Genomic DNA, 16,024 nt, shown 5'->3' with positions numbered 1-16,024 from the left:
CGTGAGATTGTTCTATTTCCCAGCGTCCTGGTGTCGCAGAGACGGCAATCGTTTGCGGGCGCATCGCATCCCATTCTTCAAAGCGTAAAGGACGGTTATCCATACAAGAAGGTAGGCGAAACCCATATTCTGCTAGGGTTGCTTTTCTTCGAAAGTCACCTCGGTACATGCCTCCAATTTGGGGAATGGTTACATGGCTTTCATCGATAAAAACAAGAGCATTGTTTGGAATGTATTCGAACAAGGTTGGTGGTGGTTCACCAGGTTTTCGTCCTGTTAAATAGCGTGAATAGTTTTCAATTCCAGAGCATGAGCCGGTGGTTTCCAACATTTCCAAATCAAAAATTGTACGTTGTTCTAAACGTTGTGCTTCTAAAAGACGTCCAGCTGCGTTCAACTCATCAAGACGTTGAACGAGTTCCATTTTGATCGATTTCATCGCTTGATTGAGTGTTGGGCGTGGTGTTACGTAGTGTGAGTTGGCATAAATTTTAATCGATTGAAGGTCGCCTGTTTTTTGTCCTGTGAGAGGATCAAATTCCGTAATTGTTTCCACTTCATCGCCAAAGAGCGAAATACGCCAAGCACGATCTTCAAGGTGGGCAGGGAAAATTTCAATTGTATCCCCTCTAACACGAAAGGAACCACGAATAAAATTAATATCTTGTCGATGATAGTGTTGGGCAACTAAATCGGCCAGTAATTGCCGTTGATTGAGTTTATCACCTTTTTCTATTTTGAAGGTCATAGCAGTATAAGTTTCTACTGAACCAATCCCGTAGATACAGGATACAGATGCGACAATAATGACGTCATCACGCTCTAAGACAGCACGTGTTGCAGCATGGCGCATACGGTCGATTTGTTCATTAATTGAGGATTCTTTTTCAATATAGGTGTCAGAGCGTGCAACGTAGGCTTCTGGCTGATAATAGTCATAATAGGAAACAAAATATTCGACAGCATTGTGGGGGAAAAAACTTTTAAATTCTCCGTAAAGCTGCGCCGCTAAAGTTTTATTGGGTGCTAAAATCAGAGCTGGACGCTGTGTTTTTTCAATGATTTTGGCCATTGTATAGGTTTTTCCTGAGCCGGTAACACCCAAAAGCACTTGTGTACGTTCATCTTTTTGAATTCCCTCAACCAGAGTTTTAATGGCTTGAGGTTGATCTCCCGCAGGTTCAAAGGGGGTTTCAAGTTGAAATGGAATACCACCTTCAGACTTTTCAGGACGAATAGGGCGGTGAGGTGTCCATAATGCACCATTCTTAAAAAGAGGATTACCTGAAGCAATGAGAGCAGAAAGAGCCTCTACTGTTGCTGTCACACCATTTTTCATTGTTGTATCCTTTGATAGAAAAGTGCTGGTGATTTTAAAGAAAATACTAATTTTTACAATTTCATCACGACAACAGTAAAACGTTGTTGAACAGATTTATTTTGGTTTATTGGAGTTTTCATTAGGATATTGATCAAGTTTTTTCTATGAGACGAATTCTTCGAAGTGTTTCTTTTGAGGGGACATATTTGTGGTTGTTCGTGGACACTATTGCATTTTTGCCATGATGATATTCAAGAGGGCATAAGTTATTATGGCTGTTATGGAGAATAATCGGTACGTTTGGGCACTAAAGACATTGTGTATGTGTGATAAAGATCATTTCCATCTTTAAATGAAAGATAACGAGATGACACCCAACCTATTTGAGTGTTATATCGGATATGGCACCAATTGCCTTCACAGTTTTTAACAAAAACCAATTCTCCAGCAGAAATTAAGCCGCAAAGTGCATACTGAGTGCTGGGACCTGTTCTAAAATTAAGATTTCTCGTAACAAAAGCATCCGCAGCTTCAGATACTGTTGTGGCGAAAAAGAAAGAGCCAAACATAAAAAAAATGACGATTTTTTTCATTTTTCTGTAAAGAATTTCTTTAGAGATTTTCTATCCTTCTCTCTTCATATCCCATATGATTTCTTTTGCTAGATTATGATAAAACAGAAAAAAATACAATTCTTTCTTTTTTAGGACACTTTAAAGAGAAGCGTGAAGTTTAAGGTTTTAAACACCAAAATGAGATGTTTTAATCACTATTTGTGCATGTTTTGTTTTCTTTATTTATTTTTGTATGGAAAATAGCGATACTGTACTATATAATAAAAGAGATCGTAGTTTTCGGATTCCAAAAGTAATTTTGGAAGCCGTTTTTTGTATTTTTATTAAACCTTCCGTGTAATAGAAAGGGACGGATTATGGAAAAAGTTCCGATGACTACAGCTGGTTTTGAGAGTCTTAAAGAAGAGTTGCGTTGGCGTCAACAACAGGAGCGTCCGCGAATTATTGAAGCAATTTCTGAGGCGCGTGCGCATGGTGATTTATCAGAAAATGCTGAGTATCATGCAGCTAAAGAAGCGCAAAGCCACAATGAGGGGCGTATAAATGAGCTTGAAGATTATATCGCACGAGCAGAAGTTATAGATGTCTCGCGTCTTTCAGGCGACAAAATAAAATTTGGAGCAACCATTAAACTCTTGGATGAGGATACTGAAGAAAAAAAAGTATATCAGATTGTAGGAGATCAAGAAGCTGATGTAAAGGTTGGTAAAATCTCTATTTCTTCGCCTATTGCACGTGCACTCATTGGCAAGCAAGAAGGTGATGTGATTGAGGTGAATGCACCTGGTGGTGCGCATAATTACGAGATCATTAAGGTTCAGTACATCTAAATAACATATGGATTATTATGCGTGTATCTTTGGACGAAACTGAGATTATTGCGCCTCACTTTAAAAGGCGTTTATCGGGAGTAACATCTACGATTATTCAGCTTATTCCACTGCAACGCGAACAGGGTGTGCGTATATCCACTTTAGGGTTTGGTTTACCACAAACTTTGCCGACTCTTTCCTTTAGAGACCTTTTCGGACTTTGGAAAAGTCCGAAAGGGAAACCATTTCGTATTTGGCATGCACGGCGCAATATTGAGATGCTTTGTGGGGTTTTTTTACGCGATATTTTGCGAATGAAGCTTAAACTCATTTTTACTTCGGCATCTCGACGCAAAAACAAGCCTTTTACCAAATGGTTGCTTCGTCGTATGGATAAGGTTATTGCTACTAGTGTATGTACGGGAACCTATCTAGAAGTGCCTCATAAGGTTATTATGCATGGGGTGGATATTAGGCGTTTTTCACCCCCAAAAAATCCTGATGATTACTTTCCAGCAACTGGGGTGCCAGGAAAATATGCGGTAGGATGTTTTGGGCGCGTGCGCTATTTAAAGGGCACTGATTTGTTTGTGGATGCGATGATAGCACTGCTGCCATGCTATCCAGATTGGACAGCACTTATTGCTGGTCGGACTACAGAACAGCATTATGGTTTTGAAAAGAAATTACGACAGAAGATTGCTGAAGCTGGTTTAAACGACCGCATTATTTTTCTTGGTGAGAGGCTTGATATACCTGTGTGGTATCGTCGTCTGTCACTTTATGTGACTCCTTCTCGTTTGGAAGGTTTCGGTTTGACGCCATTGGAGGCAATGGCATCACAGACGGCTGTAGTGGCGAGTGATGTAGGAATTTTTAAAGAATTGGTGGTCGAGGGAACAGGAACAGTTGTTCAAGCAGGAGATGGAGCGGCTTTAACAGCAGCAATTGAACCTTATTTTGCTGATGTAGAAAAAACATTGGTAGCCGGAAAGAAGGCTTTAACCCATGTTCGTACTCACTTTCCTTTGGAAAAAGAGGCAAGCAAGATTGAAAGTGTTTACAAAGAGCTGTTTGCGGAAAAAACACTTTGATTATGATATCAAAAATCATTCTTGAGGAATGATAAAAGGTGTTTCCTTAAAGGTGTTTCATCGTTATCAAGAAAACAGCTCAATGATATAAATGTTATTTTACAAAATTTATATTGTCTTTAGTAGAACGCTATAAGAAGTTCTCAAAATTTTAGATAAAAGATTAAAAATGTATACGCTTGAGAGCGATATGTGGTTTATGATAAAGCATACTAGGAGAGAGGAAAGCTACTTTCATTCAGGGATATTTTAGAATAAGAAAATAATGCTTTAACTCAAGTCCAGAGATTTATGCACTATCTTATGCGGTGTTGTATTGGTATTGTTACATTTTGTAAGACTTAAATAGATAGCAAAAAAACGTTTTCTTGTCTTAAAAAAGATAATGATGGTATCTCTATAGATAAAATAGTTGTAAGTATTTTCAATAAATTCATAATAAGATCGATCGAAGATCAATATATATATATATGATTTTTATAGATAAATTACCTTTTCTATTTGAATAAGAGCTTTGAATATCTTAAGATTTTCTCATGCCAAATCTGTTGATATTAAATCAATGAGAGCTATCCTCTTACACATTACAATTGGAAGAAGGCATGTGGTGGATAAAAACTATTGAAGACAAGGTGTAAAGAGATTTCTTATAAATTGTCTGAAATGCAGGCTGTTACGACATTAACAGAAAGAAAATAGTATGGTGGTACTAATTTGTATCTTATTTTGTGGTGCCGATTTGCGCCTTATTATTATTTAAATAAAAATGATGGTGCCCATTTTATATCTTTCATGAGGGCTGTCGTGAAATGGGGGTGATGAGTATTGTGAGATGTTTTTTTACAAGTTTGTGAATTCGTCATATAAGAGCATTAAGGATGTCATTCTATAAAGAAAAAAACACTTTTATCAGCAAATATATTTTTTGCTTGAGAGATTATTTGTAAAAAAAGGATGTTCTATGCGTCCACTTTATTTGATAAAGAAGATCAATAAAGTGAAGTTTTATATGTTCTGGATTTGAAAGCTCTTGGTATTTAATTGTTTTTATATCATTAATATGATGATTGGTATGAAGTTTTAGGAAATCTTCAGTGGATTGAATGAGGGGTGAATATTATGACGCATATTGTTCACGCCTTTTTATATTGTAATTTTTTTATCATGGTAGAATAAAATGCTCTATGCATTAGAATTGTTCACGCCAGAAAGCGGGAATAAAAAGGACGAATATTGTTATGATTTCAAGGCGTCCAGCTAACATTAGAAAACTTAAAATCCATAAAGCATGATCGTTGATTGTAGAGAAATTACCAGCGGGGCCAATAATATCTCCAAAGCCTGGACCAACATTTGAAAGTGCGGTTAAGACTCCCGTAAAGGCAGAGGTAAAGTCAAGACCGGTTGTGAGCAAAAGTGCAGTGCCGATAACAAGGCAAAACATATAAAGACAGAAAAAAAACAAAACAGCTTGAGCAGCATCGTTTGATATATTTGAGTGATCGTAGCGCGCTTTTACAACGACATTAGGAGAAAGAAGTTTCTCTATATTTGTTTGTGTAATACGCCAAAGAATAATGAGGCGATTGATTTTCATGCCGCCAGAAGTAGAACCAGCACATCCGCCTGTAAAAGAAACAATGAAGAAAATTCCAAGCGCAAATGGTCCCCAAAGTTGATAATCTTCAGCGCTGTAGCCTGTGGTGCTAATAATGGATGAAAGGTGAAAAATGACATCAAGGAAAATCAAGTGGAAAGCGCGATGATCATAAAACCGTAGCCATGCCGCTAAAGCAAAGCTGAAAAGGAGAACGATATGAAGAAAAACAATCACTTGTGGGTCAAGAAAACGTTTGGAGTGTCCAGGAAGGACTAATTTAACATAAAGTGCGAAGGGCAAAGCAGAAAGCAACATGAAGATTGTTGAAATAATTAAGATGGCTGGTTTATCAGAAAAATAACCAAAAGAAGCATCATGCGTTGAAAAACCAGCTGTTGCTACTGTACTCATTGCATGGTTAATGGCATCAAATAAATTCATGCCTGCAGCAAAATAAGAAAGCATACAAGCCAATGTTAACCCAACATAAGCAATGATAATTCCATTAGCAATTTGGTTGATGCGAGGCAATATTTTTTCAGATTTATCAGATGATTCCATATGAAAAAGTCGTACACCACCCACACGCAGTGAAGGCAAAAGCAGGAGGGCTAAACCGATAAAGCCAATGCCCCCAATCCAGCATATAAGAGAACGCCATAACAAAATACTTCGCGATAAATTATCAAGATCAGAAAGGACTGTGGAGCCTGTTGTCGTAATTCCAGAAACAGATTCAAAAATGGCCCCTGCTAGAGAAATGGGAAGAGGAGAAAGATAAAGAGGTAAAGCACCTACGATGCTCCCTGTTAGCCAAAGACAAACAGTAAGCATAAAGCCAAGCCGTGCTGAAAAACGACAAGTAGCTCCCTTAGTTGCTAAAAGAATTAGGGTTGCTAACATGGTGGTTATGGCACAAGAATAGAGAAAGGTTATCCAATTACGATTGTTATCATGCAGATCCACAAAAATTGGCAAAAGCATTGCTCCTCCCATGATTAAGGCAAAACGTGCACAGACATTGATAATAAATTGAAAAATGATCGTTCCCTATCTTTGTATCTCTTTTTATTATGGTTTTGTGCTCATAAGAATTTACGTTTTTCTTTTTATAGGATAAGGATTAATTCGTAACATTAGCGTGCCTTGATGAATTGATAATCAGACCTTTTCATAAAACTTGAAAAGAAGTATACATAACATAATTGGAGCTCTTGAGAAATATTTTTTTAAAAGGCTGCATTCCGTTATCATTTATAGAATAATTAAGTTATAATAAAGTGAAGGGGATTTAATGGTACAATCGCATATTCGTCTGCTGATTATTGGCTCAGGTCCGGCTGGTTATACAGCGGCGATCTATGCAGCAAGAGCAATGCTTAAGCCGGTTTTGGTGACGGGCTTGCAGCAGGGTGGACAATTAACAATTACAACTGATGTTGAGAATTATCCAGGTTTTGCAGATCCCATTCAAGGACCATGGTTGATGGAACAAATGGCGAAACAAGCTGAGAATATGGGGACAAAAATTGTCTATGATACAATTATAAAGGCTGATTTGTTGAAGTATCCTTTTGTCTTATATGGGGATTCAGGAACACAATATTCTTGTGATGCACTGATTATTGCAACAGGAGCTCAAGCGCGTTGGCTTGGTTTAGAAAGTGAACAGACCTTTATGGGCGGTGGTGTTTCCGCTTGTGCTACATGTGATGGCTTTTTTTATCGTGATAAGGACGTTATTGTCGTAGGAGGAGGAAATACGGCGGTTGAAGAAGCACTTTATTTATCGCATGTGGCAAAGAGTGTAAGCGTGGTTCACAGGCGGGGACAATTTCGGGCAGAGAAAATTTTGCAAGATAGGTTGCTTGCTTGCAAGAACGTGCATATCATTTGGGATCATGTGGTTGAAGAAATTGTTGGTTTGCCAGCTCAAGATTCAAAGGGCGCTGTTGTAACAGGGGCACGTCTGAAAAATGTTAAGACAGGTCACGAGATGACAGTGAATGCAGAGGGTATATTTATTGCTATTGGGCATGATCCTGCTGTTTCTCTGTTTGAAGGACAGCTGAAACAAAAACGAGGAGGTTATTTATGGACAGCACCCGACTCAACAGCAACAAGCATTGCTGGTGTTTTTGCTGCAGGCGATGTAACAGATGAAACATTTCGCCAAGCTGTAACAGCTGCGGGAAGGGGATGTATGGCAGCGTTGGAAGCAGAACGGTTTTTGGATATACCCAAGCGTTAGTAACTCATTGAGAACATAGAGAATCTAGAGGTAGAATTAATTGTGGCGCCACCGTTGGATTGGGATAAGTTAAGGGTTTTTCACGCTGCAGCAGAAGCAGGATCTTTTACGCATGCTGCTCAAAAACTTCATTTATCTCAATCAGCCGTTTCACGACAGGTTTCGGCTTTAGAACAAGAGGTTGGGGTATCCTTATTTCAACGTCATGCGCGTGGTTTAATTCTTACAGAACAGGGAGAAACTCTTTATCGTACAGCTCATGATGTTTTGATGAAGCTTGAAAGTGTGCGTTTGCAATTAAGTGAAAGCTATGCAAAACCAACGGGGCACTTGCGTGTGACCTCGACCTTTGGAATGGGAGCAGGGTGGATTGCAGAACGTATGCCAGAGTTTCTTAGTCTTTATCCTGATATGCAGGTTCAGCTTTTGCTTTCCGATGAAGAGCTTGATTTGACAATGTGTCATGCGGATTGTGCTGTTCGCTTACATCAACCCCAACAACCTGATCTTATACAAAGAAAACTCTTTACAATTCATATGCATGTTTATGCTTCGGAAAAGTATATTGCAAATTATGGAAAGCCGGAAAAATTGTCTGATCTTGATGAACATCGTATTATTTCGTTCGGTGAACCTGTCCCACCTTATTTGTCTGGTTTAAATTGGTTGGAAAAGGCTGGTAGAAGTGATGGATCATTGCGCGTTTCAATTCTACAAATCAACAATATCATCTCAATAAAGAATGCGCTTATGCGTGATCTTGGGATCGCTGTGCTGCCTGATTATATCGTCAATAATGATGAGCATTTGGTGCGTCTTTTTCCTGATATGGTTGATATTCCTTCTTTTGATACTTTTTTTTGTTATCCTTATAATTTAAAGAATTTAGCAAGGTTAAATGCTTTTCGAGATTATATTTTTTTAAAAGCCCGTCAGTGGTCTTTTTAATATTAATGCCTTAATTTATAAGGAATAATTAACTGTTTTGCAACTTGAGACTCCCGTAATATTCTTTCGTTTCAAATTTGCCCATATTGAATCAATTAAAACTATTCATGGCACATTAAAAGTGGAGGGAGTCCGTGTAGGTAAATACTTTTGAAAAAAGGGATAAATGTTTTTTATGAATGCTAGCAAACGTGAGGGTTATTATATATTGAAAAATGGACAATCATGTGATGATATAGCTTACATTTTTATATTTAATTAAAGAGAGTGGTACATGATGGATAAAAATGTAAAGCTATGTGTTTATTGCATAGCAGATACGCTTAAGTCTTTATTGTACTTTTTTTTATAAAATGACATAGAATGTCATCTCTTGATTATGTTGCCTCCCAGTGCGTTTTCTTGAGTGTTCCCTTACGAAGATCTATCAGATTGATTTTATTTCTGAGGATTTTCCAAATTTGCCGGGCATATGTCCGGCTTTTTTTTTATTTTTGAAAGAGTCCCTATAAATTGCAATATATGGGAGATGATAAGGAAAAAATTTCAAAATTTATGGATATCCAACAATTTTTTAAGAATACTAAAATTTAATGAGGAGTTTGAGAGAGATTTATCCTGTTGCACCAGTCTATCTTTTAGTGGTGTGATATAAAAAATTTAAAACCTTATATATGAAATGCTTTTTATGAGAGTGTGAGGTGAATGTTTAAGGCAGGTCTTGTTCATAAATCCTATGAAGTAAATCAAGTAGTTATTAGAACTTAAAGGAAACTGGATTGTTTGCCCAACGAGGGGAGTGGATTCTTATTCATTTTAGGACGAAGAAGAAGCCGAGAAATAGAAAAGATTTGATTGTAAGGGCCGTTGATTATAAGGGCAATTGTGTTTAAAAGTGCTCGGTCTTTTTTAGAGTTATAAATTGAATAGAAAAAGCAGAATAGGTTTTTTACCATCTCATGATAATAGACCGATTCATTTATTTGATTGCTAGATTTTTTTGATCTTTATCTACAGCCTCTATTGTTGTGTTTATTCATGGATATTTTTGCTGAATCGATTGATTCAGATCATAATACAGTTTCCGATGTTTTATCGGATATACTGACATTCGGCAAAAAACGATCACAAGAGATGATATTAAAGATTTTAAATTAAATTGTTACAAAAGCGCTGTATACGTATACAAGCTTCTTCAAGTAATTCTTCTGATGTTGCATAAGAAATACGAAAAGCTGATCCAAGTCCAAAAGCAGATCCTTGGACGACAGCAACAGCTTCTGTTTCTAGAAGCGCTATGGCAAAATCTTCATCATTCGTAATACGTTGACCGTTAGGTGTTTTCTTTCCAATAAGTCCTGTGCAAGAAGGATAAACATAAAAAGCACCTTCGGGCGTTGGACAGTGAATGCCAGGAGCTTGGTTTAGCATGGAGACAACGAGATCACGGCGTGCTTGAAAAATACTTTTATTTTTAGCGATAAAGTCTTGTGACCCATTGAGTGCTTCAACAGCAGCCCATTGTGAAATGACACTTGTTCCAGATGTTTGCTGGCCTTGAATGGTATCCATAGCTTTAATTAATTCTTGTGGTCCGCCTGCATAGCCGATTCTCCATCCCGTCATCGCATAGGCTTTAGAAACGCCATTCATTGTGAGTGTACGCTCATAAAGCGCTGGTTCTACTTGAGCTGGAGTAACAAAGGTAAAACCATCATATGTGAGATGTTCATATATATCATCGGAAAGGATATAAACATGAGGATATTTTACTAAAACATCTGTGAGTTTTTTCAATTCATTGTGTGTATAAGCGGCACCTGATGGATTTGAAGGAGAGTTAAAGATGAACCATTTGGTTTTGGGGGTAATGGCAGCTTCTAGCTCTTGTGGTTGGAGTTTATAAGAAAATTCGGCTTTTGTTTCTAAAAAGACAGGCGTACCATCGTTGAGTGCGACCATTTCTGGATAACTAACCCAATAAGGGGATGGAATGATGACCTCATCTCCTTTATTCAAAGTTGCCATGAATGCATTAAAGAGAATTTGTTTTCCACCGGTACCAACAATAATTTGTTCTGGTTGGTAAAGAAGGTTATTTTCTCTTTTAAACTTTGCAGAAATTGCTTGGCGCAATTCTGGAATTCCAGATATGGGAGGGTATTTTGTTTCTCCTCTTCGAATAGCTTCAATAGCCGCGTTTTTGATGTTGTCTGGGGTATCAAAGTCTGGCTCTCCAGCACTTAAAGCAATAACATCGCGCCCTAATGCTTTTAAATGGCGGGCCTTTTGAGAAGCAGCAATTGTTGCAGAAGGTTTGATACGAGACAGTTTGTCGGCAATAAAAGCCATAATTTTAAATCCTTATATTATATCAACAAATGGTTATTGCTTTAAGGATATTCTATAAGAGATTATATTGTATGCAATAAAAAACTTCCAAAATACCCTTACACGGGCTTTATATTCTTCTTTTTTGAGATTTTTACAAGATAAGCTCGTTGTAGATTTTATGAAAGTTTTTGAGGAAGTATAAAGGAGGTTTGATAAATTGTACAAAGGAGATAAGAAGTCTTTTATTTTAACAAGGTAAAATGATGCTTTATAAAAATAAAAAAAATCTTCGTCGTTACAAACGAAGATTTTTAAATAAAATATTGCAGAATTTAAACTTTAAAGAGCTGCAAGGTTACCAGCGGCAAATTTTCCTGAACGACGATCTTGAAGAACATCATAAGAAATTTTTTGCCCTTCATTAAGACTGTTTAGACCAGAACGCTCGACGGCAGAAATATGTACAAATACATCTGCACTACCATCACTAGGTTGAATGAATCCGAAACCTTTTGTTGTATTAAACCACTTAACTGTTCCTGTAGACATAGGAAACTCCTTAGAATATATATTATATTGAGTATTGAAGCTTTCATTCCTTCAATACGGTTGTAGATCGAAATTAGGTGGGAGAAGTTTCGTCAAAAGTGCAGATTGCACAGGAAAGAAAGTCACGTAACCGAAAATTCGATGAAACCTCTATAAAAGTTTTTAGAACAAAAAGCAAGTCTTAATCAATTTTTATATAAAGAAAAAATAAGAAAACAGTGTACATTTTGCTATGTAGAGAAAATTTAACTAAAATAACTTTGTAGGGAACGTACTTCAAGGCGCCTTTTTTTGAGTGCTTTGATCGCTTCTACGACGGCTTCAGCCCCAGCTATTGTTGTATAGTAGGGAACATTTTGCATGAGTGCTGCATAACGTAATGATTTTGAGTCTGAGATGGCACTGGCAGTGCTAGTTGTATTAAAAATCAATTGAATTTGGCGATTACGAATAGCGTCTTCAATATGGGGGTGTCCCTCTAGAACTTTGTTGATTTTTTTTGCTTCAATGTGGTGTTCGGTGAGAAATTTTTGTGTTCCACTTGTGGCGACAACAGAAAAGCCGAGCTCAGTTAAACGTTTTACAGGATTTAAGATGCGTTTTTTATCTTCATCTCTTACAGAAACGAACAAAGTTCCCTCTTTAGGGAGTTTGACACCAGCTCCAAGTTGGGCTTTAGCAAAAGCAAGCGAAAATTCATAGTCAAGTCCCATAACTTCACCGGTTGAGCGCATTTCTGGACCAAGAAGTGTATCAACACCTGAAAAACGAGCAAAAGGAAACACTGCTTCCTTGACGGCAATATGTTGTTTTTCCTGTAAAGAAGGTAATCCACCATAAGCTTGAAGAGCATCATGGAGCGTTTCTCCTGCCATAATACGTGCAGCCATTTTAGCAATAGGGCGACCAATCGTTTTTGCAACAAATGGGACAGTACGTGAAGCACGGGGGTTGGCTTCTAAGACATAAATGGTGTCATCTTTTATAGCATATTGTACATTCATTAAGCCGCGAACATGAAGTGCTTGTGCTAATGCTTTGGTTTGGCGCTCTAATTCAGTAACTATTTTATGTGAGAGCGTATGGACTGGTAAAGAACATGCTGAATCACCAGAGTGGATACCAGCTTCTTCAATGTGTTCCATAATACCAACGATCAGTGTTTCTTTGCCATCACATAGACAATCAACATCTACTTCAATTGCTTCTGTTAAATAGGTATCAAAGAGAAGCGGATTTTTACCAAGCAATATATTGATTTGTCCTGTTGTATCGTTAGGATAACGGACTTTGATATCTTCTGGAATTAATTCAGGGACACTCTCAAGTAAATAATTTTGTAAGCTACGTTCATCACGAATAATTTGCATAGCACGTCCTCCTAAAACATAAGAGGGACGTACAACCAATGGGAAGCCTAGTTCGTGGGCAATGAGGCGTGCTTGTTCGATGGAGTGGGCTATACCATTTTGAGGTTGTGTTAAGTTAAGTTTAAATAACAGTTTTTGAAAGCGATCTCTATCTTCTGCTAAGTCGATAGCGTCAGGTGAAGTACCTAGGATGGGGATGTTGTGTTTTTCTAGAGCGCTTGCCAATTTCAAGGGTGTTTGTCCGCCAAATTGGACGATGACTCCAACCAAATCGCCTTTTTCCTGTTCTGCTTCTAAAATAGCGATAACATCTTCTGTTGTTAAAGATTCAAAGTAAAGGCGATCAGAGGTATCATAGTCGGTTGAAACTGTTTCAGGATTGCAGTTAATCATAATCGCTTCAAAACCTGCATCACGCAGTGCAAAAGCAGCGTGACAGCAACAGTAATCAAATTCAATACCTTGCCCAATGCGGTTTGGTCCACCGCCTAAAATAGCAATTTTTTTGCGTTCAGAAATGTGTGCTTCCGAGTGCTCTACACCTGCAAAGGGAACTTCATATGTCGAATACATATAGGCTGTAGGAGAAGAAAATTCAGCGGCACAAGTATCAATCCGTTTGAAGACGTGTTTAACATTCAGTGATTTGCGTAAAGCGGCAATATCATCGGGTTCTTTCTCAGTAAGGGAGGCTAATCTCGCATCTGAAAATCCCATAGCTTTTAACATACGTAAGTTATCTGCGTCTTGGGGTAATCCATGAATGCGGATACGCTGCTCCATTTCAATGATGGAGGCTATTTGTTCTAAAAACCACGGATCAATTTTGCTAATTTGGTGAATCTCATTTAAGGGTAAGCCTGTGCGCATGGCTTGAGCAATATAGCGTAGACGATCAGGGCTTGGTATGGCAATGGCTGAGCGTATAGAACTTTTTTCATCGCCTTCAGCATGCTCTGGAATAACAATTTCATCAAGACCCGTAAGTCCTGTTTCAAGTCCACGGAGTGCTTTTTGTAACGATTCTTGAAAAGTGCGTCCAATTGCCATGACTTCTCCTACAGATTTCATCGCAGTTGTGAGGACAGGTGATGAACCAGGAAATTTTTCGAAAGCAAAACGAGGAATTTTTGTCACAATATAGTCGATAGAAGGTTCAAATGATGCTGGTGTTGCACCACCCGTGATATCATTTTTTAATTCATCAAGGGTATAACCAACAGCCAGTTTAGCCGCTACTTTGGCAATGGGAAACCCCGTTGCTTTTGAGGCAAGCGCTGAAGAGCGAGAAACACGCGGATTCATTTCAATAACAATGAGGCGTCCATTTTCAGGATTGACAGCAAACTGTACATTGGATCCCCCCGTTTCAACACCAATCTCACGCAAAACAGCAATCGAAGCATTACGCATACATTGATATTCTTTATCGGTTAAGGTGAGAGCAGGTGCTACAGTGATCGAATCACCGGTATGAATCCCCATTGGATCAATGTTTTCAATAGAACAAACAATGATACAGTTGTCGTTCTTATCACGAACAACTTCCATCTCATATTCTTTCCACCCTAAAACACTTTCTTCAATTAAAACTTCTGTTGTAGGCGAAGCTTCAAGACCGCGTTCAATAATTTCATAAAATTCAGAACGATTGTAAGCGATTCCACCACCAGTTCCACCAAGGGTAAATGAAGGACGAATAATAGCTGGAAGCCCAACAACATCAAGAGCTTGAACTGCTTTTGCTGTTGCATGGGCGATATAATGTTGTTTGCGATCAGTTTCGGTATGTCGCCAGTTGCGCTCAAGTTCTTCGAGAGCTTTGTCAAGCGCAGCACCAGAAAGTTTTGCTTTAAGTTCAGCACACGTTTTTGCGTGTTGTTGGCGATTTTCTTCTTTCAGTTCTGTTGCATTGGCTAACATAGAGCGTGGCGTTTCCAAACCGATTTTTGCCATCGCTTGGCGGAATAAAGCACGATCTTCAGCTTTATCAATAGCATCAGCATTGGCCCCTATCATTTCAACATGATAGCGGTCTAAAATACCCATACGCTTTAATGATAAAGCAGTATTGAGGGCTGTTTGTCCTCCCATAGTGGGCAAAAGGGCATCGGGACGTTCGTGGACAATAATTTTGGCAACTATTTCAGGAGTAATGGGCTCTATATAAGTTGCATCAGCTAGATCTGGATCTGTCATAATCGTGGCAGGATTAGAATTTACCAAAATAATTCGATAACCTTCTTCTTTTAATGCTTTACAGGCTTGTGTACCTGAATAATCAAATTCACATGCCTGACCAATGATAATAGGTCCTGCTCCGATGATAAGAATAGATTTTATATCTGTGCGTTTGGGCATGGCTTTTTCCTATGACAAATATCTGTGCGCGATTGTTGTGGGCAAAATATTTCAGTTCTGAGGCTACAGTTATTTTATAAGTTAAGTGACAAAGAAAGTAAGCACTAAAATACCTTTTCCATGCTTTTTTTCATAAAATTGAAGATAAATTTCTTTTTTTGAATTGAGTCATCTCGCCAGTATATCAAAAGTATGACCTTTGATAAAAAATAATAATAATGCTCCAACAAATTAGAATATTCAAGCATACTGTGGAGAATAAAAAGCCGGAACATCTTTCTAATCCATTGCCGGTATATTTGTGTTTTATGACATTGTTTGTCTAAGAGAGCACGCGCTTTTTCTGTTGCTTGTAAAATATAAGCCATTATTTATGGTTCGATGGGATTTTGCACAATGAAATGGGAAGCTTATCGTGTTGTTCCGTAAAATACTGCCGTTTAGAGCTGTGATATAAGGTATGAAAATTTACCACATTAAGGTGTTTTTTGTTAGAGTATATGATAGAATTCAGGGTAGGATTTGTCTGTAGAGAGCTTGTGAAATAAACCATATCAAATAGTTTCAGTTGGAATCTGTTAGATAAAAAGCAAGATTGTTGATAGATCGGCTCTGGTCGAAGTTTCCGTTTTAGGTAGGAAGAACGTCAATCTATGTATGTTTCCATTTGATTAAAAGGGTGAGAGTGTATTTTAATACAATGGCTAAGGAGATAATTTCAGAATGATTTTGTTTGTTTTTAAAAGATAGTGATTACTCCTTCTTTATTTTATGGATGATGTTCAAAACTTTTTAAAATATAAAGAAGG

At 37.9% G+C, this 16,024-nt stretch carries 10 protein-coding genes; 4 read left to right on the top strand and 6 right to left on the bottom strand.

What is annotated here, in order from left to right:
• Positions 1–1,339: DEAD/DEAH box helicase family protein (locus tag ACFIKU_RS06020; protein ID WP_375656962.1), on the bottom strand; the 1,339-nt coding region annotated here is incomplete at its 3' end.
• Positions 1,340–1,599: 260 nt separating this feature from the next.
• Entirely contained in the window at positions 1,600–1,914 is a 315-nt protein-coding gene (locus tag ACFIKU_RS06015; RefSeq protein ID WP_273788409.1) for an SH3 domain-containing protein, read from the bottom strand.
• 338 nt (positions 1,915–2,252) lie between these two features.
• Here ACFIKU_RS06015 and greA point away from each other — a divergent pair, with 338 nt between their 5' ends.
• Together greA and ACFIKU_RS06005 are read left to right on the top strand one after the other, a co-directional pair.
• Positions 2,253–2,726: a transcription elongation factor GreA gene (gene greA / locus ACFIKU_RS06010; RefSeq protein WP_007347010.1), complete on the top strand. Its 474-nt coding sequence runs from the start codon at positions 2,253–2,255 to the stop codon at positions 2,724–2,726.
• A gap of 17 nt (positions 2,727–2,743) precedes the next feature.
• The gene (locus ACFIKU_RS06005) at positions 2,744–3,802 is read left to right on the top strand and encodes a glycosyltransferase family 4 protein (RefSeq protein WP_375656961.1); all 1,059 of its coding nucleotides are present in this window, start codon (positions 2,744–2,746) and stop codon (positions 3,800–3,802) included.
• A gap of 1,189 nt (positions 3,803–4,991) precedes the next feature.
• Here ACFIKU_RS06005 and ACFIKU_RS06000 read toward each other — a convergent pair.
• Entirely contained in the window at positions 4,992–6,386 is a 1,395-nt protein-coding gene (locus tag ACFIKU_RS06000) for a TrkH family potassium uptake protein (protein ID WP_375656960.1), read from the bottom strand.
• Between the two features lie 310 nt (positions 6,387–6,696).
• Between ACFIKU_RS06000 and trxB the strand changes: the two genes are divergently transcribed.
• Both trxB and ACFIKU_RS05990 read left to right on the top strand, forming a co-directional pair.
• Entirely contained in the window at positions 6,697–7,653 is a 957-nt protein-coding gene (trxB, locus tag ACFIKU_RS05995; RefSeq protein ID WP_375656959.1) for a thioredoxin-disulfide reductase, read from the top strand.
• 42 nt (positions 7,654–7,695) lie between these two features.
• Complete coding sequence (locus ACFIKU_RS05990; protein WP_375641548.1) at positions 7,696–8,601, top strand: LysR family transcriptional regulator; 906 nt, start codon at positions 7,696–7,698, stop codon at positions 8,599–8,601.
• Between the two features lie 1,149 nt (positions 8,602–9,750).
• On the opposite strand, the gene ACFIKU_RS05985 is transcribed toward ACFIKU_RS05990, so the two are convergent.
• The 3 genes from ACFIKU_RS05985 to carB form a co-directional block, all read right to left on the bottom strand.
• Positions 9,751–10,953 (bottom strand): pyridoxal phosphate-dependent aminotransferase, encoded by a 1,203-nt coding sequence (locus ACFIKU_RS05985; protein ID WP_375656958.1) that lies wholly within the window; start codon positions 10,951–10,953, stop codon positions 9,751–9,753.
• 321 nt (positions 10,954–11,274) lie between these two features.
• A complete protein-coding gene (locus tag ACFIKU_RS05980; RefSeq protein ID WP_012754908.1) occupies positions 11,275–11,484 on the bottom strand; it encodes a cold-shock protein in 210 nt (69 codons plus the stop codon).
• A gap of 245 nt (positions 11,485–11,729) precedes the next feature.
• Positions 11,730–15,215, bottom strand: coding sequence for a carbamoyl-phosphate synthase large subunit (gene carB, locus ACFIKU_RS05975; RefSeq protein WP_375656957.1), 3,486 nt, complete (start codon positions 15,213–15,215; stop codon positions 11,730–11,732).
• Positions 15,216–16,024 lie beyond the last annotated feature (809 nt).

This window comes from Bartonella sp. CM120XJJH (genome assembly GCF_042194715.1).
Taxonomy (GTDB): Bacteria; Pseudomonadota; Alphaproteobacteria; order Rhizobiales; family Rhizobiaceae; genus Bartonella.
The sequence above is the reverse complement of the archived record's forward strand: the minus strand, read 5'-3'. Positions and strand labels throughout refer to the sequence as shown.

Bases quoted from the DNA above. Each gene is read 5' to 3' on its own strand.
- ACFIKU_RS05985 (WP_375656958.1), bottom strand. From the start codon at position 10,953: ATGGCTTTTATTGCCGACAAACTGTCTCGTATCAAACCTTCTGCAACA.
- carB (WP_375656957.1), bottom strand. From the start codon at position 15,215: ATGCCCAAACGCACAGATATAAAATCTATTCTTATCATCGGAGCAGGA.
- ACFIKU_RS06015 (WP_273788409.1), bottom strand. From the start codon at position 1,914: ATGAAAAAAATCGTCATTTTTTTTATGTTTGGCTCTTTCTTTTTCGCC.
- ACFIKU_RS06005 (WP_375656961.1), top strand. From the start codon at position 2,744: ATGCGTGTATCTTTGGACGAAACTGAGATTATTGCGCCTCACTTTAAA.
- trxB (WP_375656959.1), top strand. From the start codon at position 6,697: ATGGTACAATCGCATATTCGTCTGCTGATTATTGGCTCAGGTCCGGCT.
- ACFIKU_RS06000 (WP_375656960.1), bottom strand. From the start codon at position 6,386: ATGCTTTTGCCAATTTTTGTGGATCTGCATGATAACAATCGTAATTGG.
- greA (WP_007347010.1), top strand. From the start codon at position 2,253: ATGGAAAAAGTTCCGATGACTACAGCTGGTTTTGAGAGTCTTAAAGAA.
- ACFIKU_RS05980 (WP_012754908.1), bottom strand. From the start codon at position 11,484: ATGTCTACAGGAACAGTTAAGTGGTTTAATACAACAAAAGGTTTCGGA.